Origin of the sequence: Microbacterium sp. B35-04, assembly GCF_010634885.1 — a bacterium.
Classification (GTDB): Bacteria; Actinomycetota; Actinomycetes; order Actinomycetales; family Microbacteriaceae; genus Microbacterium.
In genome coordinates, this window is sequence record NZ_MWLP01000013.1 from 1 (window position 1) to 24,498 (window position 24,498).

General features: G+C 70.6%; 23 protein-coding genes. 19 read left to right on the forward strand and 4 right to left on the reverse strand.

Annotated elements, in window-relative coordinates; genetic code table 11:
• The 3 genes from B1729_RS03745 to B1729_RS03755 all read left to right on the forward strand — a co-directional run.
• A partial coding sequence (locus B1729_RS03745) for a nucleotide disphospho-sugar-binding domain-containing protein (protein WP_204318851.1) occupies nt 1-1,335 on the forward strand: 1,335 nt, incomplete at its 5' end.
• Nucleotides 1,336-1,516: 181 nt separating this feature from the next.
• Nucleotides 1,517-2,566: a TIGR00730 family Rossman fold protein gene (locus B1729_RS03750; protein WP_163617950.1), complete on the forward strand. Its 1,050-nt coding sequence runs from the start codon at nt 1,517-1,519 to the stop codon at nt 2,564-2,566.
• A gap of 195 nt (nt 2,567-2,761) precedes the next feature.
• A complete protein-coding gene (locus tag B1729_RS03755; RefSeq protein ID WP_163630855.1) occupies nt 2,762-4,789 on the forward strand; it encodes a PhoX family phosphatase in 2,028 nt (675 codons plus the stop codon).
• A gap of 130 nt (nt 4,790-4,919) precedes the next feature.
• Here the strand turns inward: B1729_RS03755 and B1729_RS03760 are convergent, their stop codons facing one another.
• The 3 genes from B1729_RS03760 to B1729_RS03770 form a co-directional block, all read right to left on the reverse strand.
• On the reverse strand, nt 4,920-5,561 hold the full coding sequence (locus B1729_RS03760; RefSeq protein WP_163617949.1) for a GPR1/FUN34/YaaH family transporter: 642 nt from the start codon (nt 5,559-5,561) through the stop codon (nt 4,920-4,922).
• A gap of 119 nt (nt 5,562-5,680) precedes the next feature.
• Nucleotides 5,681-6,202, reverse strand: coding sequence for a pyridoxamine 5'-phosphate oxidase family protein (locus tag B1729_RS03765; RefSeq protein ID WP_163630773.1), 522 nt, complete (start codon nt 6,200-6,202; stop codon nt 5,681-5,683).
• Nucleotides 6,203-6,286: 84 nt separating this feature from the next.
• A complete protein-coding gene (locus B1729_RS03770; RefSeq protein WP_239539395.1) occupies nt 6,287-7,105 on the reverse strand; it encodes a DUF1206 domain-containing protein in 819 nt (272 codons plus the stop codon).
• A 141-nt stretch (nt 7,106-7,246) separates the two neighbouring features.
• Between B1729_RS03770 and B1729_RS03775 the strand changes: the two genes are divergently transcribed.
• The 5 genes from B1729_RS03775 (at nt 7,247) to rbfA (ending at nt 14,032) form a co-directional block, all read left to right on the forward strand.
• Nucleotides 7,247-9,145, forward strand: coding sequence for a lipase family protein (locus B1729_RS03775; RefSeq protein WP_163630775.1), 1,899 nt, complete (start codon nt 7,247-7,249; stop codon nt 9,143-9,145).
• Between the two features lie 112 nt (nt 9,146-9,257).
• Complete coding sequence (nusA, locus tag B1729_RS03780; protein ID WP_163617946.1) at nt 9,258-10,247, forward strand: transcription termination factor NusA; 990 nt, start codon at nt 9,258-9,260, stop codon at nt 10,245-10,247.
• A 105-nt stretch (nt 10,248-10,352) separates the two neighbouring features.
• Entirely contained in the window at nt 10,353-10,607 is a 255-nt protein-coding gene (locus tag B1729_RS03785) for a YlxR family protein (protein WP_163617945.1), read from the forward strand.
• Between the two features lie 91 nt (nt 10,608-10,698).
• On the forward strand, nt 10,699-13,530 hold the full coding sequence (gene infB, locus B1729_RS03790) for a translation initiation factor IF-2 (protein WP_239525875.1): 2,832 nt from the start codon (nt 10,699-10,701) through the stop codon (nt 13,528-13,530).
• A gap of 67 nt (nt 13,531-13,597) precedes the next feature.
• Nucleotides 13,598-14,032: a 30S ribosome-binding factor RbfA gene (rbfA, locus tag B1729_RS03795; RefSeq protein ID WP_163617944.1), complete on the forward strand. Its 435-nt coding sequence runs from the start codon at nt 13,598-13,600 to the stop codon at nt 14,030-14,032.
• Between the two features lie 85 nt (nt 14,033-14,117).
• Here the strand turns inward: rbfA and B1729_RS03800 are convergent, their stop codons facing one another.
• The gene (locus B1729_RS03800; protein WP_239539397.1) at nt 14,118-15,062 is read right to left on the reverse strand and encodes an A/G-specific adenine glycosylase; all 945 of its coding nucleotides are present in this window, start codon (nt 15,060-15,062) and stop codon (nt 14,118-14,120) included.
• A 107-nt stretch (nt 15,063-15,169) separates the two neighbouring features.
• Here B1729_RS03800 and B1729_RS03805 point away from each other — a divergent pair, with 107 nt between their 5' ends.
• From B1729_RS03805 to B1729_RS03855, 11 genes are all read left to right on the forward strand, one after another.
• Complete coding sequence (locus B1729_RS03805) at nt 15,170-15,850, forward strand: uridine kinase (RefSeq protein ID WP_163630777.1); 681 nt, start codon at nt 15,170-15,172, stop codon at nt 15,848-15,850.
• Nucleotides 15,850-16,791, forward strand: a complete 942-nt coding sequence (truB, locus tag B1729_RS03810) for a tRNA pseudouridine(55) synthase TruB (protein ID WP_163630779.1) — start codon at nt 15,850-15,852, stop codon at nt 16,789-16,791. Before B1729_RS03805 ends, truB begins: the two co-directional genes overlap by 1 nt.
• Nucleotides 16,788-17,156 (forward strand): hypothetical protein, encoded by a 369-nt coding sequence (locus tag B1729_RS03815; RefSeq protein ID WP_163617941.1) that lies wholly within the window; start codon nt 16,788-16,790, stop codon nt 17,154-17,156. Before truB ends, B1729_RS03815 begins: the two co-directional genes overlap by 4 nt.
• Before the next feature lie 53 nt (nt 17,157-17,209).
• A complete protein-coding gene (locus B1729_RS03820; protein WP_163617940.1) occupies nt 17,210-17,653 on the forward strand; it encodes a hypothetical protein in 444 nt (147 codons plus the stop codon).
• Complete coding sequence (locus B1729_RS03825) at nt 17,650-18,621, forward strand: bifunctional riboflavin kinase/FAD synthetase (protein WP_163617939.1); 972 nt, start codon at nt 17,650-17,652, stop codon at nt 18,619-18,621. The genes B1729_RS03820 and B1729_RS03825 overlap by 4 nt, the downstream gene beginning before the upstream one ends.
• A complete protein-coding gene (locus B1729_RS03830; protein ID WP_163630780.1) occupies nt 18,618-19,445 on the forward strand; it encodes a hypothetical protein in 828 nt (275 codons plus the stop codon). The genes B1729_RS03825 and B1729_RS03830 overlap by 4 nt, the downstream gene beginning before the upstream one ends.
• Before the next feature lie 32 nt (nt 19,446-19,477).
• Complete coding sequence (locus B1729_RS03835; RefSeq protein WP_163617937.1) at nt 19,478-19,858, forward strand: hypothetical protein; 381 nt, start codon at nt 19,478-19,480, stop codon at nt 19,856-19,858.
• Between the two features lie 115 nt (nt 19,859-19,973).
• A complete protein-coding gene (locus B1729_RS03840; protein ID WP_163630782.1) occupies nt 19,974-20,915 on the forward strand; it encodes a sugar-binding domain-containing protein in 942 nt (313 codons plus the stop codon).
• 54 nt (nt 20,916-20,969) lie between these two features.
• On the forward strand, nt 20,970-21,977 hold the full coding sequence (gene deoC, locus B1729_RS03845) for a deoxyribose-phosphate aldolase (protein WP_163617935.1): 1,008 nt from the start codon (nt 20,970-20,972) through the stop codon (nt 21,975-21,977).
• A gap of 14 nt (nt 21,978-21,991) precedes the next feature.
• Complete coding sequence (locus B1729_RS03850; protein WP_239539400.1) at nt 21,992-23,539, forward strand: aldehyde dehydrogenase family protein; 1,548 nt, start codon at nt 21,992-21,994, stop codon at nt 23,537-23,539.
• Nucleotides 23,536-24,399 (forward strand): aldehyde dehydrogenase family protein, encoded by an 864-nt coding sequence (locus B1729_RS03855; RefSeq protein WP_163630784.1) that lies wholly within the window; start codon nt 23,536-23,538, stop codon nt 24,397-24,399. Before B1729_RS03850 ends, B1729_RS03855 begins: the two co-directional genes overlap by 4 nt.
• The last annotated feature ends 99 nt before the right edge of the window (nt 24,400-24,498 follow it).

Consider the following 24,498-nt stretch of genomic DNA (forward strand, 5'->3'; position numbering starts at 1 on the left):
CCTTTCGCGTATCCGGAATCGGTGAAGCCCTGGCGGGCGGTGCTCCTGACCGCGAGGATGACCCGCATGGGTCGGTTCCTGCTCATCGCCATGCCGTTCACCGGACACGTCGCGCCACTGACGGCGGTCGCGCGGCAGCTGGTGGAGCGCGGGCACGATGTGCGCTTCTACACGGGATCCCGGTTCCGCTCTCGGGTGGAGGCGTCGGGCGCGCGCCTCGTGCCGTGGCGCGAGGCGCCCGACTTCGACGAGAACGACGTGTCCGCCACCTTCCCGCGCCTCGTCGGCAAGAAGGGCATGCGGCAGCTGTTCATCAACGTGATCGACTGCTTCATCGGCACCGCCCCCGCGCAGGTCGCCGACCTCACGGCGGAGTGGGAGCGCGAGCCGTGGGACGTGCTCGCCGCCGACGAGATGTCGCTCGGCGCGGTGCTGTTCAGCGAACGCCATCGGATGCCGTGGGCCACGGTCGCCGTGCTCCCGCTGAACCTCCCGGGGCCGGCCGGGCCGCCGAGCGGCATGGGGCTGCGACCCGGCGCGAACCCGGTCACGAAGGCGCGCGACGCCGCGCTGCGGGGGCTGGTCCCGCTCGTCTCGCGGCCGCTCGTCGCCGCGATCGGTGACGCGGAACGCGCGGTGGGGCTGCAACAGAGCGGCCGGACCATGGACCGGATGGTGTTCTCGCCGACGCTGATCGCGGCGAGTGGTTCCGGGCTGCTCGACTATGGACGCACGGACCGCCCCACGCATCTGCATTTCGTTGGGGAGCTCGCGGAACAGACGGCCGCGTCGAAACCCGCCGACCTGCCTTCGTGGTGGGACGAGCTCGACGGCCGGCGCATCGTGCTCGTGACGCAGGGCACGGCGAACATCGATCCCGACGACCTCGTGCGACCGTCGGTGACGGCACTGGCCGACCGCGACATCCTCGTGGTCGCGACCACCGGTGTTCGCGGGAGAGACGCGTTCCCATTCGCGGTGCCGTCGAACGCGCGCGTCACCGGTTTCGCGCCGTTCGGCGCACTGCTTCCGCGGGTCGACCTGGCGATCACGAACGGCGGCTGGGGCGGCACGCTCGCGTCACTCGCCCGCGGTGTGCCGCTCGTGGTCGCGGGCGGCGACCTCGACAAGCCCGAGGTCGCGTCGCGGGTCGCGTGGAGCGGGGCGGGCGTGAACCTGCGCACCGGCACACCGAAGGCGTCGGCGGTCGCCGCGGCGGTCGATCGCGTCCTCGGGGAAGCGTCGTTCCGGGATGCCGCAGCCCGCGTCGGCGCGCAGCTCCGATCGCTGGGCGGCGCCGCCCACGCGGCGGAGCTCCTCGAGGGCATGCGCTGACCTTCGCGCTGTCGCTTCCGGCACTCGCTGCGGGGAGTCCGGACAGCGGATGCCGGTTCGGGGCGCGCAAGCGGAACGAATGGATGCCGCGCCCACGGGTTGCACGCCGCGCGCGGGTTGCGGCATCCGATGTTCGGACGTCGCTCACCCGCGCAGCGGCTGATCGTGGCACGCTGGCGTCATGGGTCAGAGCGACACGGGAACCATCTCGCACACCGTCACAGAGGAGATGCGCGCCACGATCGCGGCGGCGGGGATCACCGACAACGCCGATCTCATCGCACGGATCCTCGCGACCGGCATCGGGTTGGGGATCGACGGCGCCGACCGGCTCGATCTGAAGATCGCGAGCTCCGCGCTCACCGAGATGCGAGCGGCCTTCCGGCTGTTCGCACCCTATGAGGACGTGCCGAAGGTCACGATCTTCGGCTCCGCACGCACCCTCCCCGAGGACGCGCTCTACCGGCAGGCGTCCGAGGTGGCGGCGGCGCTCGCCGAGCACGGCTGGATGGTCGTCACGGGCGCCGGTCCCGGGATCATGCAGGCCGCGGCGGAGGGCGCGGGACCGCACAACTCGCTCGGGGTCTCGATCCGGCTGCCCTTCGAGGAGAAGCCGAACGCGATCGTCGGCGAGAACGCCCGCAACGTCGCGATGAAGTACTTCTTCACGCGAAAGCTCATGCTCGTGAAGGAATCCAGCGGCTTCGTCTGCGTGCCGGGCGGCTTCGGCACGCTGGACGAGATGTTCGAGCTGCTGACGCTCCAGCAGACCGGCAAGGCGGACCCCACGCCGATCGTGCTGTTGGATGCGCCCGGCGGCACGTTCTGGTCGGGGCTGCGGCGATTCATCGATGACCACCTCCGGCCGGGTGGCGTCATCTCCGAGGGTGACTTCGATCGGGTGCTCGTCACCGATTCGGTGACGGCAGCCGTCGAGGAGCTCTCCGGGTTCTACCGCAACTACTCGTCCTTGCGGTGGGTCGGCAAGCGGCTGGTGCTGCGGCTGAAGGCCGAGCCGACGGATGCCGAGGTCGAGGCGCTCAACGCCGCGTTCGGCGATCTCGTGATCGAGGGCCGCATCGAACGGCGTGGACCGCTGCGCGTCGAGGTCGAGGACGACGACCAGCTCGAGCTGCCCCGGCTGGTGCTGCGGCTCAACCAGTTCCGCGTGGGCGAGCTTCACCGCCTGATCCGGGCCATCAACGCGCTCGCGTCGGCGCCGAAGGACTGAGCTGCCGGCACGTTCACCTCTGCCTCGGCATCCGTCGTCGATGAGTCCGTTCTCATGCGCTGGTTGCCCGTCGTTCATCTGCGGTTACCGCGGGTGTCGCCCCACCGGAACAGGCTGGCGCCACCCCGACCGACCGTCATGCACGCAGAGAGGACGATCGTGAGCATCGTCGAAGGATTCCGCCGTCCACTTCCCATGGCCGACCATGTGCGCGGCAAGCGGCTGGCCGCGACCTGCCAGTACAAATGCGCCAACGCGTGCCTCGGCCCCGAGTGCAACTCGTCGCACAACGAGACCTTCCAGGAAGTCGCCTCGGCCGCACTGTCGCGCCGCGCGCTGCTCGGTCTCGGTGCGGCCGGTGCCGTTGCGATCGCCGTGGGCGGTCTGCGGCAGCAGGCCCCTCTGTCGGCCCCCGGCTCGGCCGGTGTCGGCGGCGCGGGAGCCGCGTTCGCGCGCCCGGCCGGCGGCAGCCTCCCGTTCGACGCCATCGCGCCGGTGAACCGCTTCGTGGACGACTTCGTCGTTCCTCAGGGGTACAGGTGGCAGCCCATCATCCGCTGGGGCGACCCGCTCTTCTCGAACGCCCCGGTCTTCGACTTCAACGGCCAGACCCCCGCCGCGCAGGCGCTGCAGTTCGGCTACAACGCCGACTACCTCGACATCGTCGCCGATCCGAGCGGCAAGACCGGCGTGCTCGTGAACAACCACGAGTACTGCAACCCCGGCATCATGTTCCCGCCGTCGAGCGACCCCGCCGAGCTCCAGCGGCGCGGAGACATCTTCAAGGCGGCGCAGGGCATGTCGGTGGTCGAGATCACGCGCAAGCGCACCGGTGCGCCCTGGTCGTACGTCGTCGACGGCAAGCGCAACCGCCGCATCACGGTCGAGACCGTGTTCGAGCTCACCGGCCCGGCCGCCGGCAGCGACCTCGTCAAGACCGCCGCCGACCCGGAGGGCCGCTGGGTGCACGGCACTCTCGGCAACTGCGCCGGCGGCACGACCCCGTGGGGCACGATCCTCTCGGGCGAGGAGAACTTCAACGGCTACTTCGCGTGGGCTGCCGACACCGCCGCGCAGAAGCGCTACCAGTCCACGTCCTCGACCTCCACCGAGACGGGCTGGGACAAGTACGACCCCCGCTTCGACGCGCACAACCCCGACTTCGTCAACGAGCCCAACCGCTTCGGATACATCGTCGAGATCGATCCGCAGGATCCCACCTCGACGCCGCGCAAGCACACCGCGATGGGTCGGTTCAAGCACGAGGGCGCGAACGTCATCGTCGCCGAGGACGGCCATGTCGTCGCCTACATGGGCGACGACGAGCGCAACGACTACCTCTACAAGTTCGTGTCGAAGAACAAGATCTCGGGCTCGCGCAAGAAGAACCTCGAGCTGCTGAGCGAGGGCGACCTGTACGTCGCGAAGTTCAAGGGCAACTCGCCGGCCGGTGAGATCCTCGGCACGGGCGCGCTCCCCGCCGACGGCGCCTTCGACGGCTCGGGCACGTGGATCCCGCTCACCCGCAACGGCGAATCCGTCGTCGCGGGCTTCACGACGGAGCAGGTGCTGGTCTACACACGTCTCGCAGCGGATGCCGTGGGCGCGACGAAGATGGACCGCCCCGAGGATGTCGAGCCCAGCCCCAAGACCGGCAAGGTCTACCTGGCGCTCACGAACAACTCGGCGCGCTCGGTCGCCACCCTCGACGAGGCCAACCCCGTCACCGGCAACCGCTACGGCCACGTCATCGAGCTGACGGAGACCGCCGGCCAGTCCGGCACGACGTTCGGCTGGAGCATCCTCCTCCTGTGCGGCGACCCCGCGGTGTTCGCGAACACGTACTTCGCGGGCTTCCCGAAGGAGCTCGTCTCGCCGATCTCGTGCCCCGACAACGTCGCGTTCGACTCCGCAGGCAACCTGTGGGTCTCGACCGACGGCGCGCCCAGCACGATCGGCTACAACGACGGCCTGTTCCTCGTTCCGCTCGAGGGTGCGGAGCGGGGACACGTGCAGCAGTTCCTCGCGGTCCCGCGCGAGGCCGAGACGTGCGGCCCCGTGATCCACGACAAGGACGGCATGGTCTTCGTCGCGGTGCAGCACCCGGGCGAGGGCGGCACGTTCGCCGCACCGACGTCGCTGTTCCCCGACTACGGGTCGGCAGAGCCCGGCGATGCGCCGAACGCGCCCCGCCCGTCGGTCGTGCAGGTCTATCGCGCCTGACCTCGCCTCGGCCGCACCTCGTGACGACGCCGCGCCGCCCCTCACCCGGGCGACGCGGCGTCGTTCGTCGGGACCCGGTCGCGAGGGAGGCGAAGTGCTTCGGTGTCGGCCGTGCGGGCGCAGCCCGGCGTCAGGACTCCGGGTTGGGATCCCCGAGGATCCACGGCGGGCCGAGGGGCACTACGCGGCGCCCGATGGTGCGCCAGTAGAACTTCTCGACCAGCAGGTACGCCGCGAGCGCCGACGCGACGAGGAGGATGATCGAACCGGTGATCGCGAGGGCTTCGGTGTCGGCGAATGCCGCGACGGACTGGAAGCCGAGCCCCAATGAGACGGCGAGCAGGGTCACGGGCAGCACGGTGTTGTGCACGGCGCCCGCGGGGGTGAACAGCAGGGCGAGGATTGCGAACACGAGCGAGAAGAGGCCCCGCGCCTGGGCGGTGACCTCGAAGAAGCCCAGCTCCTCGCCGAGGAGGAACCCCGGCACGACGATCCAATACCACCCGAACGCGTTGTAGACGATGAAGTGGAAGTTGTCGCCGGCGAAGTACGACAGCATGCCGGCCGTCACCTGCACGACCCCGCCGAACACGGCGCCCACCCAGAACACCGGGGCGTCGTCCTGCAGGCCGAGGTGAGCGAGCTGGGCGGTGACCGTGGCGATCACGAAGCCCAGCAGTCCGATCAGCCCCGGATCGGCGACCCGCAGGCCGCCGCCGGGAGGCACGCGCAGGGCGTCGGTGATGGCGATGTTGGTCGTGCCGTCGGTCATAGTGTGCCTCCCGTGCTCGCCACCCGCGTCTTCGCCCAGTATGGCGAGGACGCGCGGGGCTGCGCCACGTCCGATCGCGACGGCGGCTCGCGGCCGCCACCGGCGACGTCCGCTCGGTGTCAGCAGCTGACCCTGCCGTGCGACATCGTGTCGTCGGGCGTGTCCTTCGTCACCAGGGCCTTCAGCATGCCGGCCGCCGCGACGAGCTTGCCGTGCTTCGGCTCCCAGAACTCGCACTCCACCGGAGTCACGCGCAGCAGCACGATCCCGGGGGTGTCCAGGCCGTCCTCGAACCAGATGTCGAGGTCGGGGGAGTAGAGCTCCTTCATCTTCGCGTCGTCGCGGACCACCTCGGCGCGACCCGCGACCGAGACGTAGCGGTGCCCTTTGGCATCGAGGTAAGACAGGCCCACGTCGTGCTGCGGGTCGGCCTGAGCCTCGGCGACCTTGGCGGTTCCGGCGAGGGTGAAGAACCAGATGTCGCCTGCTTCGTCCATCTGTCGCGTGCTCATCGGCCGGCTCACGAGATTGCCGGCGGCGTCCCGGGTGGTCAGCATCGTGAAGTCGATGTCTTCGACGAGTTCCTTGACCCTGGCGATCGCCTCGGGACCGGTGACGAGATCTTCTTCTGTGTGCGTCATACCCCCAGCCTCGGTGCCGCCGCGTGCCCTGGCCAGACCATTGACAGCACGGATGCCGCGCCGTAACGCCGTTCGAGCGCGCGATCACATCTGCGCGAAGCGCGCGCGGGCGACTGTGAAGACGCCGTACGCGATGAAGCCGAGGCCGACCATCCAGGCGAGCGCAGGACCCAGGAACAGGTCGAGGAGCGCGTCCACCGCGCCGTCCAGCCCGCCTGCGGCGTCGGAGTCGGTGCCCACCGCGGCCACCAGGAGCAGCACGCCCACGATGATGAGCGCGATGCCCTTGGCGACGAAGCCGACGATCCCGAGCACCGTGATACCCCGTCCGAACTTGCCGTCGGGAGTGCGGATGCGGTTGCGGAAGCTCCGCCGCACCCCCATGACGACGAACGAGATCCCGCCGATGCCGATGCCGAGCCCGATGAGCCCGAGCACGATCGATCCGCCCCAGAGCCGCAGCAGCACCTGGCTGGCGCCCTCGGCGGCCTCCTCGCCGTTCGGGCGCGCGCCCATCGCCACCGCGGCCGAGATGGCCCCGAGCGCGACGAAGACGAGGGCCTGCCCCCAGTCGGCGAGTCGCCGCCCCCACTTGCGCGCGGCGCCCTTGACGTCGCCCGACAGGTCGCGGGCGAGGAGCCCCTCGGCCGCGCGCCACACGGCCAGCGCCCACAGCCCGATCGCGACGAGCCACAGGACGACGAAGCCGGCAGGCGCTCCGGCGACCGCCTTCATCGCACCCGCCTGGTCGCCCTCGCCGTCCCCTCCTGCCGCGACCACGATGACGATGACGCCGATCAGGATGTGGATGATGCCGTTCGCGACGTACCCCGCACGAGCCATCGCCTCGAAGACCGAGCTGGCCTCCGCTTCACGAGCCAGGTGCTTCGCGTTCGCTTTCACGCCCTCACGCTAGACTGCGCGGGCGCCGGAGAGAGGGGGTTGACGCGGACCGCGCGTGACGCGCGGGGGTCCGTGTCGGCACGTCCGGCCGGTGAAGGGCGTGCTCACGCGCCCCTCGAACGCGCATCTATGATGGGGCGGATGATCCGCGAGGGCCGTCGACCTCCCGTCTCCGGGTGGAGCGTGGTGCCGCGACTCGTGCGCGGGGCTCCTCCGGTCGTGCTCGTCGTGGTGGGTGCGCTGGCGCTGCTGGTCGGTCTCCTCATCGTCACCCGGCCCCTCACGTCGCTGGTCCTGCTGACGGTCTATGTGGGACTCAGCGCCATCTTCTCCGGCATCGCACGGATGCTGGCCGCCCCCGAGACCGCGCTGTGGTCGCGCGTCGGCTTCGGCGCAGTGTGGATCGCGCTGGGCCTCGCGATCCTCCTCGGCCTCGGCCGCACCCTGGAGCTGCTGCCCGAGATCATCGCGGTGCTCCTCGTCCTCGGCGGCCTGGCATCGATCTACGACGCGGTGCGTCGCGGGAGCGTCAGCCAGCGTGTGCTGGCCGGCGTCTGGGGCGGAGCGCAGATCGCGTTCGGCATCCTGTCGTACGCGTGGCCGGATGTGACCGTGCTCCTGGTCGCCCTCATCTTCGGCGTCCGCACCGTGATCTTCGGCGCGTCGCTGCTCGTCCGCGCGGTGCGGGCCTTCGTCGAGGGGCGGCGATCCGTCCCGGCCACCGGCGAGCCCGCTCGGGACACGGCGGGGACGGATGCCGCGGCATCCGCTTCCGGGTCTGCGGCAGCCGACGCAGCCCGGCGTGGTCGGGCGCGCGCCGGCTGGCTGGCCACAGGGCGCTACGCCCTCGCCTCGCTGCTCGTGGCGCTCGCCGTCGGCGGGTGGTGGGCGAACTCGTGGTTCCAGGACGGCGCCCAGGTCGTGGACGCGTTCTACGATCCGCCCTCCGTCGTGCCGTACGAGCACGGGCACCTCATCCGCACGGACGACTTCTCGGGGCAGAAGCCCGCCGGCGCCGACGTCCGGCGGATCCTGTACACGACCCGCGACGCCAACGGTCAGCCCGCGGTGGCGAGCGCGCTCGTGATCACGCCGCGAGAGGCGCCGCCCGGGCCTCGGCCGGTCGTCTCGTGGAACCACGGGACGACCGGCGTCGCGCGCGGCTGCGCGCCGAGCCTGCGTGACGCGTCGGCCACCAAGTGGGCGATCCCGGGCCTCGACGAGGCGATCGCCCGGGGATGGGTGGTCGTCGCCTCGGACTACTCCGGTCAGGGCGCACCGGGCGTGTTCCCGTACCTCATCGGTCGCGGTGAGGCGCGATCGTCTCTCGATGCGGTGCTGGCCGCGCGCGAGGTCGAGGGCCTCAACCTGTCCCGCCGCACCGCTGTGTGGGGGCACTCACAGGGCGGGCACGCCGCCCTGTGGACGTCGCAGATCGCCGGCGACTACGCGCCTGACATCGATGTGCGCGGCACCGCGCTGCTGGCGCCCGTCGCCGAGCCGATCGCGCTCGCCGAGGAGCTCACCAGCGGGGATGCGAACGCCATGCTGTCGATCCTCATCTCGTGGGTGCTGGTGCCGTACGCCGACACCTACGACGACATCGACCTCACGCGCTACATCGCGCCCGGCTCCGAGGCGATCGTCCGCGAGATGACGCAGCGCTGCCCGTCCGAGCCAGGCGTGATCGTGTCGGTGGCGACGGCGCTCGGCGTCTCGGAGGACCGCCCGCTGTTCGTGGGCGACCTCACCGCGGGCGCGCTCGGCCGCCGGCTGGCGGACAACACGCCGACCGGTCCGTGGGGCCAGCCGATGCTGATCGGCTGGGGGGACGAGGACGAGGTCATTCCGCCGCATCTCCAGCACGAGTTCGTCGAGCAGCTGTGCGCCGACGGCAACCAGGTCCGCTTCCTCGAGTACCGCGGCTACGACCACCTCGGCATCCTCCTGCCCGGATCGCACTTCGTCCCCGTGCTCATCGACTGGACCGATGCGAGGTTCCGTCACGCCGACACGCACGTCGACGACTGCCTGAACTGATCGCGACCACCGGCGCCTGCAGGGCCCGAAACCGTGCGCCGCGGCATCCGGTAATGTTGGAGGGTTCCGGCGTGCGTCGACGCGCCGGTGAGAGCTGAATACGGAGGCCACTGTGGACATCGATCTCGGACTGCTGCGGACTGTCGAGCGCGAGAAGGAGATCCCCTTCGAGGAGCTCGTACGCATCATCGAACAGGCGATCCTGACCGCCTATGCCAAGCACACCTCGCCCACCGGCGAGCTGCCCGACGGCGCGCGCTCGGAACTGGATCGCAAGACCGGTCACGTGGCCGTGTTCATCCCGCTGCTCGACGACGAGGGCGCGGTCATCGGCGAAGAGGAGTCGACCCCCGAGGACTTCGGCCGTATCGCGGCGTTCGCCGCGAAGCAGGTCATCAGCCAGCGGCTGCGCGACATCGCCGACGACGCCGTGCTGGGGGAGTTCCGCGGCAAGGAGGGCGACATCGTCGCCGGGATCGTGCAGCAGGGCCCCAACCCCCGAATGGTGCATGTCGATCTCGGCTCGGTCGAGGCGATCCTGCCTCCCGAGGAGCAGGTGCCCACGGAGGACTACGCGCACGGCGCCCGCCTCCGGGTCTACGTGACGTCGGTCGCCAAGGGCGCCAAGGGGCCCCAGATCACCGTCTCGCGCACCCACCCGGGTCTCGTGCGCAAGCTGTTCGCGCTCGAGGTTCCCGAGATTCCGGCGGGACTCGTCGAGATCGTCTCGCTCGCCCGCGAGGCCGGCCACCGCACCAAGATCGCGGTGAAGGCCAACGACCCGTCGATCAACGCCAAGGGCGCGTGCATCGGCGAACTCGGCCGCCGCGTGCGGGCCGTCACCGAGGAGCTCGGCGGCGAGAAGATCGACATCGTCGACTACGACCCCGAGCTGGCGAAGTTCGTCGCGAACGCGCTGTCGCCCGCCAAGGTGACGTCGAGCTTCGTGCTGGATGCCTCGAACAAGGCCGTCCGGGCGCTCGTGCCCGACTACCAGCTGTCGCTCGCCATCGGCAAGGAGGGCCAGAACGCCCGCCTCGCCGCCAAGCTCACCGGCGCCAAGATCGACATCCAGCCCGACAGCATCCTCGAGGAGAGCTGACGCGGCCGCGCCGCCCTCAGTAGCTCGGTGTGAGGAACGGGTCCGGGGCACAGGCCCTGAGGCGTAGACGAAGGAGGTCCGGGGCATCAGGCCCCGGGGTGTAGAATGGAACCTGTACGAACGTGCGTCGGATGCCGCACGCGTGCTCCCCGGTCCGCCCTCCTCAGGGTGGTATCCATCGATTCCGTCCTCGTCCTCGACGAGCGCGCATCGATGCCCGGACGAGGCGCGTGGGTGCACGAGACGCCGGAGTGCATGGATGCCGCCCTTCGGCGCCGTGCCTTCGTACGAGCATTGCGTGTGTCAGGCCCGCTTGACACGCAGACCATCGACCAGTACCTACAGCGAACAAAAGGCTGAACGGCTATGGAAACAAAGTGAACGGCTCGAAATGAGACCCGTCCGCGATTAACGGTCTGCCCTGTCTGGGTGGACCCAGACAGGAGAATTTGTGGCTGCCAAACCACGCGTGCACGAGATCGCTTCCGAGCTCGGCGTCGACAGCAAGGTCGCGCTCGAGAAGCTGAAGGCGCTCGGCGAATACGTCAAGAGCCCCTCGTCCACCATCGAACCCCCCGTGGCGCGAAAGCTTCGCGCTGCGCTCGAGGCCGACGGCCAGAGCAAGTCGGCTGACGCCGCACCTGCGGCCAAGCCCGCGGCGGCGCCCGCCGCAGGCGGAGCGAAGCCCGGTGCATCCGCGGCCAAGCCCGGTCCCGCGGTGAAGCCCGGTCCGGCGCGCCCGGCTGCCGCTCCGGCGGCGCCCGCCGCACCGGCGCCCGCCGCGGCACCCGCTCCGGCTCCCGCAGCGAAGGCTCCGGCCGCTCCGGCCGCTCCGGCGGCTCCGGCAGCGGACGCCCCCGCCGCTCCGGCTGCTCCCGGCGCTCCCAAGCCCGGCCCCGGCGCACCGACGCCGGCCACGCCCGCGTCGCAGGCGCCCCGTCCCGGTGGTGGAACGCCGCGCCCGGGCAACAACCCCTTCGCGTCGTCGCAGGGCATGGGTCAGCGTCCCGCCGGCCCCCGCCCGGGCAACAACCCCTTCGCGTCGGCGCAGGGCATGGGTCAGCGCCCGAGCCCCGGCAACATCCCGCGTCCCCAGGCTCCGCGCCCGGGTGCTCCTCGTCCCGGCGCTCCGCGTCCGGGTGGGGCGGGTCGCCCCGGTGGCGGCGGTCGTCCCGGTGCCCCGTTCCAGCAGCGTCCCGGCGGTCCCGGCCGTCCCGGCGGCGCCGGCGGCGGTGGCTTCCAGCGTCCCGGCGGCGCTCCCGGTGGAGCGCCCGCGGGCGGCTTCGCCGGTCGTCCCGGCGGTGGTGGCGGTCGTGGCCGTGGCCCCGGCGGTGGCACCGCGGGTGCCTTCGGCAAGGGCGGCGGCAAGTCGAAGCAGCGCAAGTCGCGTCGTGCGAAGCGGCAGGAGTTCGAGATGCGGTCGGCGCCGGTCGTCGGCGGCGTCAACGTCTCGAAGGGCAACGGCGAGATCATCCGCCTGCGCCGCGGCGCATCCATCGCGGACTTCGCCGACAAGCTCGAGGCGCTGCGCGGCTACACCGTGCAGCCCGGCACGCTCGTCACCATCCTGTTCAACCTGGGTGAGATGGCGACCGCGACCGAGTCGCTCGACGAGGCCACCTTCGAGGTGCTCGGCGCCGAGCTCGGCTACAAGATCCAGATGGTCTCGCCCGAGGACGAGGACAAGGAGCTCCTCGAGGGCTTCGGTCTCGATCTCGAGGCCGAGCTGGAGGCGGAGAACGAGGAAGACCTCGAGATCCGGCCTCCGGTCGTGACCGTCATGGGTCACGTCGACCACGGTAAGACGCGACTGCTCGACGCCATCCGCCAGACCAACGTGGTCGCGGGCGAGGCCGGCGGCATCACGCAGCACATCGGTGCGTACCAGGTGTGGACCGAGCACGAGGGCATCGAGCGCGCGATCACCTTCATCGACACCCCGGGTCACGAGGCGTTCACCGCCATGCGTGCCCGTGGTGCGCAGGTGACCGACCTCGCGATCCTGGTGGTCGCCGCCGACGACGGCATCATGCCGCAGACGGTGGAGGCGCTCAACCACGCCCAGGCGGCGAACGTGCCGATCGTGGTCGCGGTGAACAAGGTGGACAAGCCCGACGCCAACCCCGCCAAGGTGCGCCAGCAGCTCACCGAGTACGGGCTCGTGGCCGAGGAGTACGGCGGCGACGTCATGTTCGTGGATGTCTCTGCTCGTCAGAACACCGGCATCCAGGAGCTCCTCGACGCGGTCCTGCTGACCGCGGACGCGGGTCTGGACCTCACGGCGAACCCGAACAAGGACGCGCGCGGTGTCGCGATCGAAGCGAAGCTCGACAAGGGTCGCGGTTCGGTCGCCACGGTGCTCATCCAGTCCGGAACGCTGCGGGTCGGCGACGCGATCGTCGCCGGCACGGCCTACGGGCGCGTGCGTGCGATGGCCGACGAGAACGGCGACGCCGTCGAAGAGGCCTACCCGTCGCGTCCCGTGCAGGTGCAGGGTCTGAACTCGGTGCCGCGAGCCGGCGACACGTTCATCGTGACCGAAGAGGACCGCACGGCCCGCCAGATCGCCGAGAAGCGTGAAGCGGCCGAGCGCAACGCCCAGCTGGCCAAGGCCCGCAAGCGCATCTCGCTCGAGGACTTCACCCGTGCGCTCGAAGAGGGCAAGGTCGAGTCGCTCAACCTCATCATCAAGGGTGACGTCTCGGGTGCCGTCGAGGCCCTCGAGGAGTCGCTGCTCAAGATCGAGGTCGACGACTCCGTCCAGCTGCGGATCATCCACCGCGGTGTGGGCGCGGTCACCGAGTCCGACATCAACCTCGCGACGATCGACAACGCGATCGTCATCGGCTTCAACGTCCGTCCCGACACGAAGGCGCGCGAGCGCGCCGCACGTGAAGGTGTGGATGTCCGGTTCTACTCGGTCATCTACAACGCGATCGACGATGTCGAGCAGTCGCTCAAGGGCCTGCTCAAGCCGGAGTACGAAGAGGTCCAGTCGGGTGTCGCCGAGATCCGCGAGGTGTTCCGCTCCTCGAAGTTCGGCAACATCGCCGGTGTCATCGTCCGCTCGGGCACGATCACGCGCAACGCCAAGGCGCGCGTCATCCGCGACGGCGTGGTCCTGGCCGATGGCCTGGCCATCGAGTCGCTGCGCCGGTTCAAGGACGACGTCACCGAGGTCCGCACGGACTTCGAAGCCGGTATCGGCCTCGGCAAGTACAACGACATCCAGGTGGGCGATGAGATCGAGACCACCGAGATGATCGAGAAGCCCCGCGGCTGAGTCCGCGTGTCTTGATTCCGGATGCCTCTGTTCGAGGCATCCGGAATCATCCCCTTAAGGAGCAATCATGGCCAGCGAACGTCAGGCCCGGCTGGGCGACCGTATTCGCGTCATCCTCGCCGAGCGGCTCGAGAAGGGCCTGCGCGACCCGCGGCTCGGATTCGTGACCATCACCGATGTGCGCGTGACGGGTGACCTTCAGCACGCCTCCGTGTTCTACACGGTGCTGGGTTCCCCCGAGGAGCGCGAAGGATCGGCGGCGGCGCTGAAGTCGGCGACCGGGATGCTCCGCTCGGAGGTGGGCAAGCACCTCAACGTGCGTCTCACCCCGTCGCTCGAGTTCATCCCCGACGCGATCCCCGAGAACGCCGGTCACATCGCGGACCTGCTCCGCGAAGCGCAGGAGCGGGATGCCGCGGTGGCAGGTCTCGCCTCCTCGGCGACGTACGCCGGCGAGGCCGACCCATACGTCAAGCCGCGCGAGCTCGACGGCGAGGACTGACTCCTCGTCGCATTCGACACGCCGCGACCGGTCCGCCGGTCGCGGCGTCTGTCGTCTGCGGTACTCACGGCCCGCTGCTCAGTGCTCAGAGCGGCAGCCGCAGGAGACCGTCGGATGCCTCCGCCAGCCCGTCGGCGATGAGCGAGTCGATGGCGCGGTCACGCTGGAGGGGGTCCGGCCAGTCGGGCACCACCTCTGCCAGCGGGATCGCGTGGGCTGCGGCATCCCGCAGCGTCTTGAGCACCGCCCCGCGCGCCTGCCGGTCGCTGCCTTCGTAGCGTGCCTGCTTGCGGCGGTCATCGCCGGTGTCGGGATACCCCGCCGCGCGCCATGCGCACTGGTCGCCTAACGGGCACACGTCGCAGCGCGGTGTACGGGCGATGCAGACGACCGCCCCGAGCTCCATCGTCGCCGCGTTGACGACGGCGGCCGTCTCGCGCGCCCGGGGGAGCACCATCGTCATCGCCTCGAGGTCGCGCCGCGAGGGCGGGCCGGGCTGAGACCGGCCGTCGATCGCGCGTGCCAGCACCCGCCGGGTGTTCGTGTCGACGACCGGATGACGGTCGCCGTACGCGAAGACGGCCACCGCGCGTGCGGTGTAGTCGCCGATGCCGGTCAATGCGAGGAGCGCGTCGACGTCACGCGGCACGACCCCGTCGTGGCGGTCGCGGATCTCGACGGCCGCGCGGTGCAGCCACAGCGCGCGCCGCGGATAGCCGAGGTTCGCCCACTGCCGCACCGCGTCTGCGGGCGCGGCGGCGGCGAGGTCCGACGGCGTCGGCCACCGGGCGAGCCACGCCTCGAGATGGGGGATCACGCGGTTCACCGGCGTCTGCTGCAGCATGAACTCGCTCACCAGCACGCCCCAGGCCCCGAACCCCGGCCGCCGCCACGGCAGGTCCCGGGCATTCGCCCGATACCACTCCGCCAGTGGGCGGGCGAGATCGGGCGGGGTGGCGAGGTCGGGCCCCGTCGCGAGCTCGGGCGGCGTCGCGAGATCCGGATCCGGCGGCGTCGCGAGCTCGGGCATGCGCTCCAGCGTACGTGCGGAGATCTACCCTTTCGCGCCTCCGGGAACCGCGAAAGGGTAGATCTCCGCCGCGCGGGGCGTGCGGTCGCGGCCCGTAGGCTGGATTCATGCGCCTTCCCGTCACGCCGACCACGACGCTGTGGCGCGGACTGCGCGACCGTGTCCGGCGGCGCAATGCCGGGGGCCGCGTGATCGTGGCGATCGACGGGCTGGACGGCGCCGGCAAGACGGTGTTCGCCGACGGGCTCGCGGAGGTGTTCGCCGAGACCGGCGACGCGGTGTTCCGAGCGGGCATCGACGGCTTCCACCGGCCCCGGAGCGAGCGCTACCTCCGTGGCCGCAACAGCCCCGAGGGCTTCTACCGCGACTCGTTCGACTATGCGACGTTCCGGCGCGTGCTGATCGACCCATTCCGCGACGGCGCCCAGACCGCCGGGACCACCGGCTTCCAGCTGGCGGCCTTCGACGTCGTCCGCGATGCTCCCGTCGAGTCGCAGTGGGTCACCGCGCCGCTCGACGCGGTGCTGGTGGTCGACGGCATCTTCCTCCACAGGCCCGAGCTGCGAGGCCTGTGGGACTGGTCGGTCTGGCTCGACGTGCCTTTCGACATGACCCTCGCCCGCATGGCGTTGCGTGACGGCTCCGACCCCGACCCGGAAGCACCCTCGAACGGGCGGTATCGGCAGGGGCAGGAGATCTACCTGAGCGCGGCACGACCGCGGGAGGCGGCATCCGTCATCGTCGACAACTCGGATCTCGCTCACCCGCGGATCGTCGGAGGCGGCTGATGGCGGCACCCGGACTCCTCCTCGTCGACAAGCCCGGCGGCATCACCTCGCACGACGTCGTCGCACGAGCGCGCCGCGCGCTGGGCACGCGCAAGATCGGCCACGCCGGCACGCTCGACCCGATGGCGACCGGGCTGCTCGTCCTCGGCGTCGAGGGCGCGACGCGGCTGCTCACGTTCATCGTCGGGCTGGACAAGACCTACGAGGCGACCATCCGGCTGGGCGTCGCGACCGACACCGACGACGCGGAGGGGCAGGTCGTCGCGGTGACGGATGCCTCGTCCCTGGAGTCCCCGGCCATCACGGCGGGCATCGCGGCCCTGACCGGTCGCATCTCGCAGGTTCCCAGCACGTACTCGGCGATCAAGGTCGACGGGCGCCGGGCCTACGACCTCGCCCGCGCGGGGGAGGAGGTGCAGCTCAAGGCCCGGGAGGTGACGGTGTCGCGGTTCGAGGTCCTCGCCGAACGGCGCCTCTCGGCGGGCTCGCAGGCCACGGAGGCCGGGACCGCGACCGCAGGCTCGGCGATGCCGGGCGTCATCGACCTCGATGTCGTCGTCGACTGCTCGAGCGGCACGTACATCCGCTCGCTCGCCCGTGACCTGGGTGCCGCGCTGGGCGTGGGCGGGCATCTCACCGCGCTGCGGCGCACCCGCATCGGCCCGTTCGACGTGGCGGGGGCGCCCGGTGTCGCAGACCTCGCCGACGCGATGCTGCTGAGCCCCGCGACGGCAGCGGATGCGGTGCTGGGCCGGTTCGACGTGACCGCCGACGAGGCGCGGGACCTTCGTCACGGCAAGCGGCTGCTCGGCGCTGCCGGACGGCTTCCCGCGACCCCGGCGGCGGCGATCGACCCCGACGGCCGGCTCGTCGGCGTCGTCGAGCGCCGGGGAGATGACGTCAAGAGCGCGATGAACATGCCCGAGGAGGCCGCCCGATGATCCTGTGGTTCACGATCGTCCAGGTGGTCGTCGCGGTCGCGGCGGGCCTCTTCTGCGTCATCGCCGGACTCGCCGGCCGGCGCCCGAGCGACTGGACCGTCGGCTCGCTCGCCCTGGTCGAGCTCCTGCTCCTGGCCCAGGTCGTCATCGCGATCGTCGCGCCGTTCGCGGGCAATCCGCCATCGGGGAGTCTGCTGGAGTTCTGGGTCTACCTCGTCTCGGCCGTGCTGCTGCCCGTCGCCGCCGTCGCGTGGGCGCTGCTCGAGCGCAGCCGCTGGAGCACCGTCATCATGGGCATCGCCGCGCTCTCGATCGCGGTGATGGTGTGGCGCATGCAGGTGATCTGGACCGTCCAGGTCGCCTGAGGGCTGTCAGGCACGGCAAAGCGCCCCGCGGCAAGAACTAAACTCGTCTGGTTATGTCGTCTTCCGCCCGCCCCCGCATGACCGGCATCGGCCGCGTGCTCGTGATCGTCTACGCGATCATGGCACTCGGCGCCACCGGTCGGTCCTTCGTGCAGATCGTCGAGCGCTTCGACGAGGCGCCGCTCGCCTATACGCTCTCGGCGCTCTCGGCGCTGGTGTACATCGTCGCCACGCTCGCCCTGGTGTTCGCCGGGAGTCGCGGCTGGTATGTCGTGGCGTGGGTGGCGATCGTGTTCGAGCTCGCGGGCGTGCTGATCGTCGGCACCCTGAGCTTCGTGATGCCCGAGCTGTTCGCGCATCCGACGGTCTGGTCCTGGTTCGGCTCGGGCTACCTGTTCGTGCCTCTCGTGCTGCCGTTCCTCGGCATGTGGTGGCTGGCGACGCATCGTCCCGTCGCACAGCCCGTTGCGACGACGCCTGCGGCGGTGGCGTCGTGATCGTCTTCCGGGATCCCCGCGACGTGCCGGCGGGCTTCGGCCCGTCCGTCGTCGCGATCGGCAAGTTCGACGGCGTCCACTCGGGCCACCGCGCGGTCATCGACCGGGCACGGGTGGATGCCGAGGCCTCCGGCGCGCGCGTCGTAGCCGTCACGTTCGACCGCAACCCGCTGGCGCTGCTGCGCCCCGAACTGTGCCCCGAAAGCCTGGTCGGGGTCGACCAGAAGCTGCGACTCCTCGCCGATGCGGGCGTGGACGCGACGCTGATGCTGACCTTCGACCGAACGCTGGCCGACCTCGGTGCCCGGGAGTTCGTCGAGCATGTGCTCGTCGGCGCGCTGGGCGTGCGGATCGTGATGGTCGGCGCGGACTTCCGCTTCGGCCGCGGCGGCGCGGGCAACCCCGAGCTCCTGCGCGAACTGGGACGCGAGTTCGGCTTCGACGTCGATGTCGTCGACGATGTGCGTGCGATCGACGCCGGGCGCCGTGTGTCCTCGACGTGGGTGCGCGAGCTCCTCGACGCCGGAGATGTGGCCGGCGCCTCGCGCCTGCTCGGGCGCGCGCACGCCGTCCGCGGCGAGGTGGTGCACGGGCTCAAGCGCGGGCGCGAGCTGGGCTTCCCCACGGCGAATCTGTCGCCGGCGCTCGAGGGCTTCGTGCCCGCCGAGGGCGTCTACGCCGGCTGGCTGGTCGACGAGGGGATGCCGCAGGACGGCGCATCCACGCCGCGCAGCAGCGTGCGCTATCCGGCCGCGATCAGCATCGGCACGAACCCGACGTTCGACGACATCGACGTGCGCCAGGTCGAGGCCTACGTGCTCGACGAGACGGATCTCGACCTCTACGGACACGTCGTCGAGATCGAGTTCGTAGCGAGGATCCGCGGTATGGTCGCGTTCGAGGGGGTCGAGCTGCTCATCGAGACGATGACCGCCGACGTCGCAAAGGTGCGTGAGGAGCTGACATGACCGATCCGGCGGGCCGGACGCGCACTCCCGTGTCGCTCGCTCGCCGGGTCATCGTCGCCGTCATCGTCGTCTCGTTCAGCGCCGCCGCCATCAGCGGCATCGTCGTGCTGCTCGGCGCCGAGCTCGGGCCGACCGCGTGGCGGGTGCTCAGCACCACATCCGTCGTGGGTGCCTTCAGCGTCGCGGTGCTGTGCTGCGTCTCTCTCGTGGGGCGGCGGCTGCAGACGTTCGGGTACATCGGCGCCGGCGTGTCGGTCGTCGCAGCGGTGCTGGTGCTCATCGCCCTGTGGGGCCAGCCCACCTGGGAGGCCGAGGCGTTCTGGGACTCCCTGTGGACGGCGGTGGCGGCATCCGTCGCGTTCTCCTTCGCCTCGCTGCTCCTGCTGCTGGCGGACCGGCGCCGGACGGCGGTTCGCATCGGACTGATCGTGACGCTCGCGCTCTTCGCGATCGTCTTCGCGATGGTGATCTACCCCGTGTGGACCGACGAGTACGGCGGCGAGCCGTACTCCCGCGTGCTCGGCATCGTGTCGATCCTCGCCGCGCTCGGCGCGATCGTGCTCCCCGTGCTGTCGCTGCTGCTGCAGGAACGCCCGCGCCGAGACAGTGGGGAAGCAGACGACGCATCGCTGTCGCCGGCGTCCATCGCGCTGCTGCGGGCGGAAGCCGCGGAGCGCGGCGTCACGCCGGATGAGCTGGTGGACTCGCTGCTGCGACCAGTCTCCCTCGCCGCTCCTCCCGCGTATGACCTGCCGCCGGCGTATGAGGGGCCTCCCGCATACGAGCCGCCGCCGGCGTATGAGCCCCCCGCGCAACGCCCGTAGACCGGAGTACGCGGTCGCCCTACGATCGAGGCGTGCACGCGCTGGTCCTCATGGCTGCCGACGCAGCGGCCTCCGACTCCCCGAACCTGTGGGGCGCCCTCGGGTGCGCGGTCGCGTTCTCGGCCTCGCTGCTCGCGACGCTGGACGCGTTCGCCGACCTGATCCTTGCGCGCGGCGGCTCACCCGCCGGCCGGCTCACCCCCGGCATCGGGATGAAGTTCGCCTCGAAGCTGATCGCCGCGGCTATCGCGGTCGTGTCGGCGGCGATCGTCCTTGTGCTCGACAACAACTGGTTCGCGTTCACGACCCTGTCCATCGCCTTCGTCGTCGTCGTCGGCATCGGGGTCATCGTGCTGCTGCGGCAGGCGAAGTCGACCGCCGCGGCACCGGCTCCGGCCGAACCGGGTGGCTGAGATAACCGTGGTGGGACGCGCGGACCGTCGTCTGCTCATCTGAGCAAGATTCGTTCAGATGTTGGCGGCGGTCGCCCGCATATGTCAGCCTGGAGTGGACGACGAAGGGAGGATCGTGGACGCCGTCGACGAACTTCTCTCAATCCGGGCCGCCGAGCTCTACTACGAGGAGAACCTCACGCAGGAGGAGATCGGCCGCAACCTGCAGATCACCCGCTGGAAGGTGGGGCGCCTGCTGACCCAGGCCAAGGACGAGGGATTCGTCCGCATCGAGATCCTGCACTCCCGTGCCCGCCGTCCGCAGCTGGAGCGGCGCCTCCGCGACGAGCGCGGAGTCGCGGCGATCGTGGTCTCGCGCGCCGGGGTGCGCAGCGAGGACGAGCTGCAGCAGCGCGTGGCGCAGTCGGCGGCCGATCACCTCACGGCGCTGCGGCCGAGCCCGCGCGTTCTCGGGGTCAGCTGGGGACGCACGCTGTCCGACATCGCGCACCATCTTCGCGACGGCTGGTCGTCGGGCACCGATGTCGTGCAGATCAACGGCGGCGTCAGCATGAGCCAGCGCCCGGGCACCGCGGCCGCCACGGCGGTCAGCATCGCGCAGAAGGGCGGCGGTGCCGCGGCACTGCTGCCGAGTCCTGCGATCCTCGAGCAGCGCGCGACGAAGGAGGCGATCGAGGCGGATCGCGTCGTGGCCCGCATCCTCGAGACCGCGCGCTCCGCCGACGCGTACCTCTTCAGCGCCGGTGCAGCCGATCACCGCTCCGTCCACGTCGACAGCGGCTACCTCACGCCGAACGACATCGACCGCCTGGTCGCGGCCGGCGCCGTCGGCGACGTGGTCGGGCGCTACATCAGCGCCGACGGACGCATCGTCGACCACGACCTCGATGCCCGCACCGTGGGCATCTCCCTCGATGACCTCCGCCGCGCCGACGTGGCGATCGCCGTCATCGCGGGGGAGGCCAAGCGTGCGATCGCGGACGCCGTGGTCGCCTCCGGTCTGTGCTCGCTGCTCGTCACCGACGAGTCGACGGCACATCACCTGCTCGACCGGTGACGCCGAGCCGCGGCATCCGTTTCACATCCCTTCCCACGAAAGCCAGGTCAGCACATGTCAGGCACCTCCATCGTGACGCTCCCCGAGCGGGCCGTCGAGCTGCTCGGCGGGCAGCCCGACGACACCACACTCCGGCGCTATCTGCACGGCCTTCCCGGCGTCGACGCGGTCGGCCTGGAGCAGCGGGCCGCCTCGCTCGGCACCCGCTCGATCAAGACCACCTCGAAGGCGTGGGCGCTCGACAAGATCATCGAGCTGATCGACCTCACCACCCTCGAAGGCGCCGACACCCCCGGCAAGGTGCGCTCGCTCGTGGCGAAGGCACTGAATCCGGATGCCTCGGATCCGACCTGCCCGCGCGTGGCGGCCGTCTGCGTGTACGGCGACATGGTCCCGTACGCCGTCGAGGCGCTCGGGTCTGCCCACGGCGACCCCGACGAGGGCGGAGTGAGCGTCGCAGCCGTCGCCACCGCGTTTCCCAGCGGCCGGGCGTCTCTCGACATCAAGCTCGCCGACACCGCCGAGGCGGTGGCGCACGGCGCCGACGAGATCGACATGGTGATCGACCGCGGTGCCTTCCTCGCCGGGCGATACGGTCTCGTGTTCGACCAGATCGCACGGGTGAAGCAGGCATGCCGCCGTGAGGACGGCACGTATGCCTCCCTCAAGGTCATCCTCGAGACGGGCGAGCTCAACACCTACGACAACATCAAGCGCGCTTCGTGGCTCGGGATCCTCGCGGGCGGCGACTTCATCAAGACGTCGACCGGCAAGGTGCAGCCCGCGGCGACCCTGCCGGTGACGCTGCTCATGCTCGAGGTCGTGCGCGACTGGCACCGGGCGACCGGCGAGAAGGTCGGCGTGAAGCCGGCCGGCGGCATCCGCACGTCCAAGGACGCCATCAAGTACCTCGTCACCGTCGCCGAGACCGTGGGCGAGGAGTGGCTGCAGCCGCACCTGTTCCGCTACGGCGCCTCGAGCCTCCTCAACGACGTGCTGCTGCAGCGCCAGAAGCTGAAGACCGGTCACTACTCCGGTGCCGACTACGTGACCATCGACTGAGCCGGAAAGAAGACATGAGTTTCCTCGAATACGCGCCCGCCCCCGAGTCGCGCGCCATCCTGTCCCTCAAGCCCGAATACGGGCTGTTCATCGACGGCGACTTCCGTGCCGGGTCGGGCGAGCCGTTCGCCACGATCTCGCCCGCCGACGAGAAGCACATCGCCACCATCGCCTCCGCGAGCGAAGCGGATATCGATGCCGCCGTCGCCGCCGCGCGCCGCGCCTACGACAAGACGTGGTCGAAGATGAGCGGGCGCGATCGCGGCAAGTACCTCTTCCGGATCGCCCGGCTCGTGCAGGAGCGCGCGCGGGAGCTCGCCGTCGCCGAGAGCCTCGACAACGGCAAGCCGATCAGGGAGAGCCGCGACGTCGACGTGCCGCTCGTCGCCGCGTGGTTCTTCTACTACGCCGGGTGGGCCGACAAGCTCGACTACGCCGGCCTGGGCGCCGACCCGCGAGCCCTCGGGGTCGCCGGTCAGATCATCCCGTGGAACTTCCCCCTCCTCATGCTGGCGTGGAAGATCGCTCCGGCACTCGCCGCCGGCAACACCGTGGTCCTGAAGCCCGCCGAGACGACGCCGCTGTCGGCGCTCATCTTCGCCGAGATCCTGCAGCAGGCAGACCTGCCGCCGGGCGTCGTCAACATCGTCACGGGCGCCGGGGCGACCGGCGCGGCCCTGGTGCGGCATCCCGATGTCAACAAGGTCGCGTTCACCGGCTCGACCGCCGTCGGTCGCGAGATCGCGAAGGCCGTCGCCGGAACTGACAAGAAGCTCACGCTCGAACTCGGCGGCAAGGCCGCGAACATCGTGTTCGAAGACGCGCCGATCGACCAGGCGATCGAGGGCATCGTCAACGGCATCTTCTTCAACCAGGGGCACGTCTGCTGCGCCGGCAGCCGTCTGCTGGTGCAGGAGTCGATCCACGACGAGGTCGTCGACCGTTTGAAGTCCCGCCTGTCGACGCTGCGCCTCGGAGACCCGCTCGACAAGAACACCGACATCGGTGCGATCAACTCGCGCGAGCAGCTCGACCGCATCCGCGAGCTGAGCAAGGTCGGCGAGGACGAGGGCGCAGAGCGCTGGAGTGCGCCGTGCGTCATCCCCGACAACGGCTTCTGGTTCGCCCCGACGATCTTCACGAACGTCCAGGCGAGCCACCGCATCGCCCGTGACGAGATCTTCGGACCGGTGCTGTCGGTGCTGACGTTCCGCACGCCTGCCGAGGCGATCGAAAAGGCGAACAACACCCCGTACGGCCTCTCGGCCGGCATCTGGACCGACAAAGGCTCGCGCATCCTCGCCGTCGCCGACCGCCTGCGGGCGGGTGTGGTCTGGGCGAACACCTTCAACCGGTTCGACCCGTCGTCGCCGTTCGGCGGCTACAAGGAGTCGGGCTACGGCCGCGAGGGCGGTCGTCACGGCCTCGCCGCGTATCTCAAGGGCGCGGCGAGCGTCGGCCCCCGGTCGTTGAGCGAGCGCCGGTCGTTGAGCGAGCCTGCGAGTCGAAACGCAGAGACGAAACGCGAACAGGCCCGCTCGAAGAAGGAGGTCTCCGCATGAGCAAGCGACTGACTGTGCCGAAGACGTACAAGCTCTACATCGGCGGCGCTTTCCCCCGCAGCGAGTCCGGACGCACCTACGAGATCGCGACGCCGAAGGGCGACTTCCTCGCGAACGCCGCACTCGCCTCGCGCAAGGATGCCCGGGATGCCGTCGTCGCGGCCCGCGGCGCCATCAAGGGCTGGTCGGGGGCGACCGCCTACAACCGCGGCCAGGTGCTGTACCGGGTCGCGGAGGTGCTCGAGGGCCGTCGCGCGCAGTTCGCGGACGAGATCGTGCAGCAGACCGGGGCTTCGGCATCCGTCGCCGCCGCCGAGGTGGACGAGGCCATCGACCGCTGGGTCTGGTACGCCGGCTGGTGCGACAAGTTCGCGCAGGTCGTCGGCAACGGCAATCCCGTGGCCGGACCGTACTTCAACATCTCGGTGCCCGAGCCGACCGGCGTCGTCGGCGTCATCGCCCCGCAGGACACTGCGCTCGTCGGCCTGGTGTCGGCGATCGCGCCGGCTCTGGTGGCCGGCAACGCGGTGGTCGTGGTGGCATCCCAGCGCTACCCGCTGTCGGCGATCTCGCTCGCCGAAGTGCTGGCCACGAGCGACGTGCCCGGGGGAGTGGTCAACGTGCTGACCGGCTCACCCGCCGAGATCGCCCCGTGGCTGGCATCCCACCCCGATGTGCACGCGCTCGATCTCGTGGGCGCCGGCGACCTGGACTGGGTCGACCTGCAGATCGCCGCGGCCGAGACGCTCACCCGCGTGCTCCCGCCCGAGAACGGCCCGGATGCCGCGGCCCCGAGCCTCTCCCGCATCACGGCGTTCACCGAGACCAAGACGGTGTGGCATACCAAGAGCCTGGTCTGACCCGAGCTTGAGAGCCTGACGGAGCGCCTCGAACCCACCGCGTGCGGAAGTTCGGGGCGTTTCGTCTCGCTCGTTCCTCGCTCGCTCAACGACCGGGAG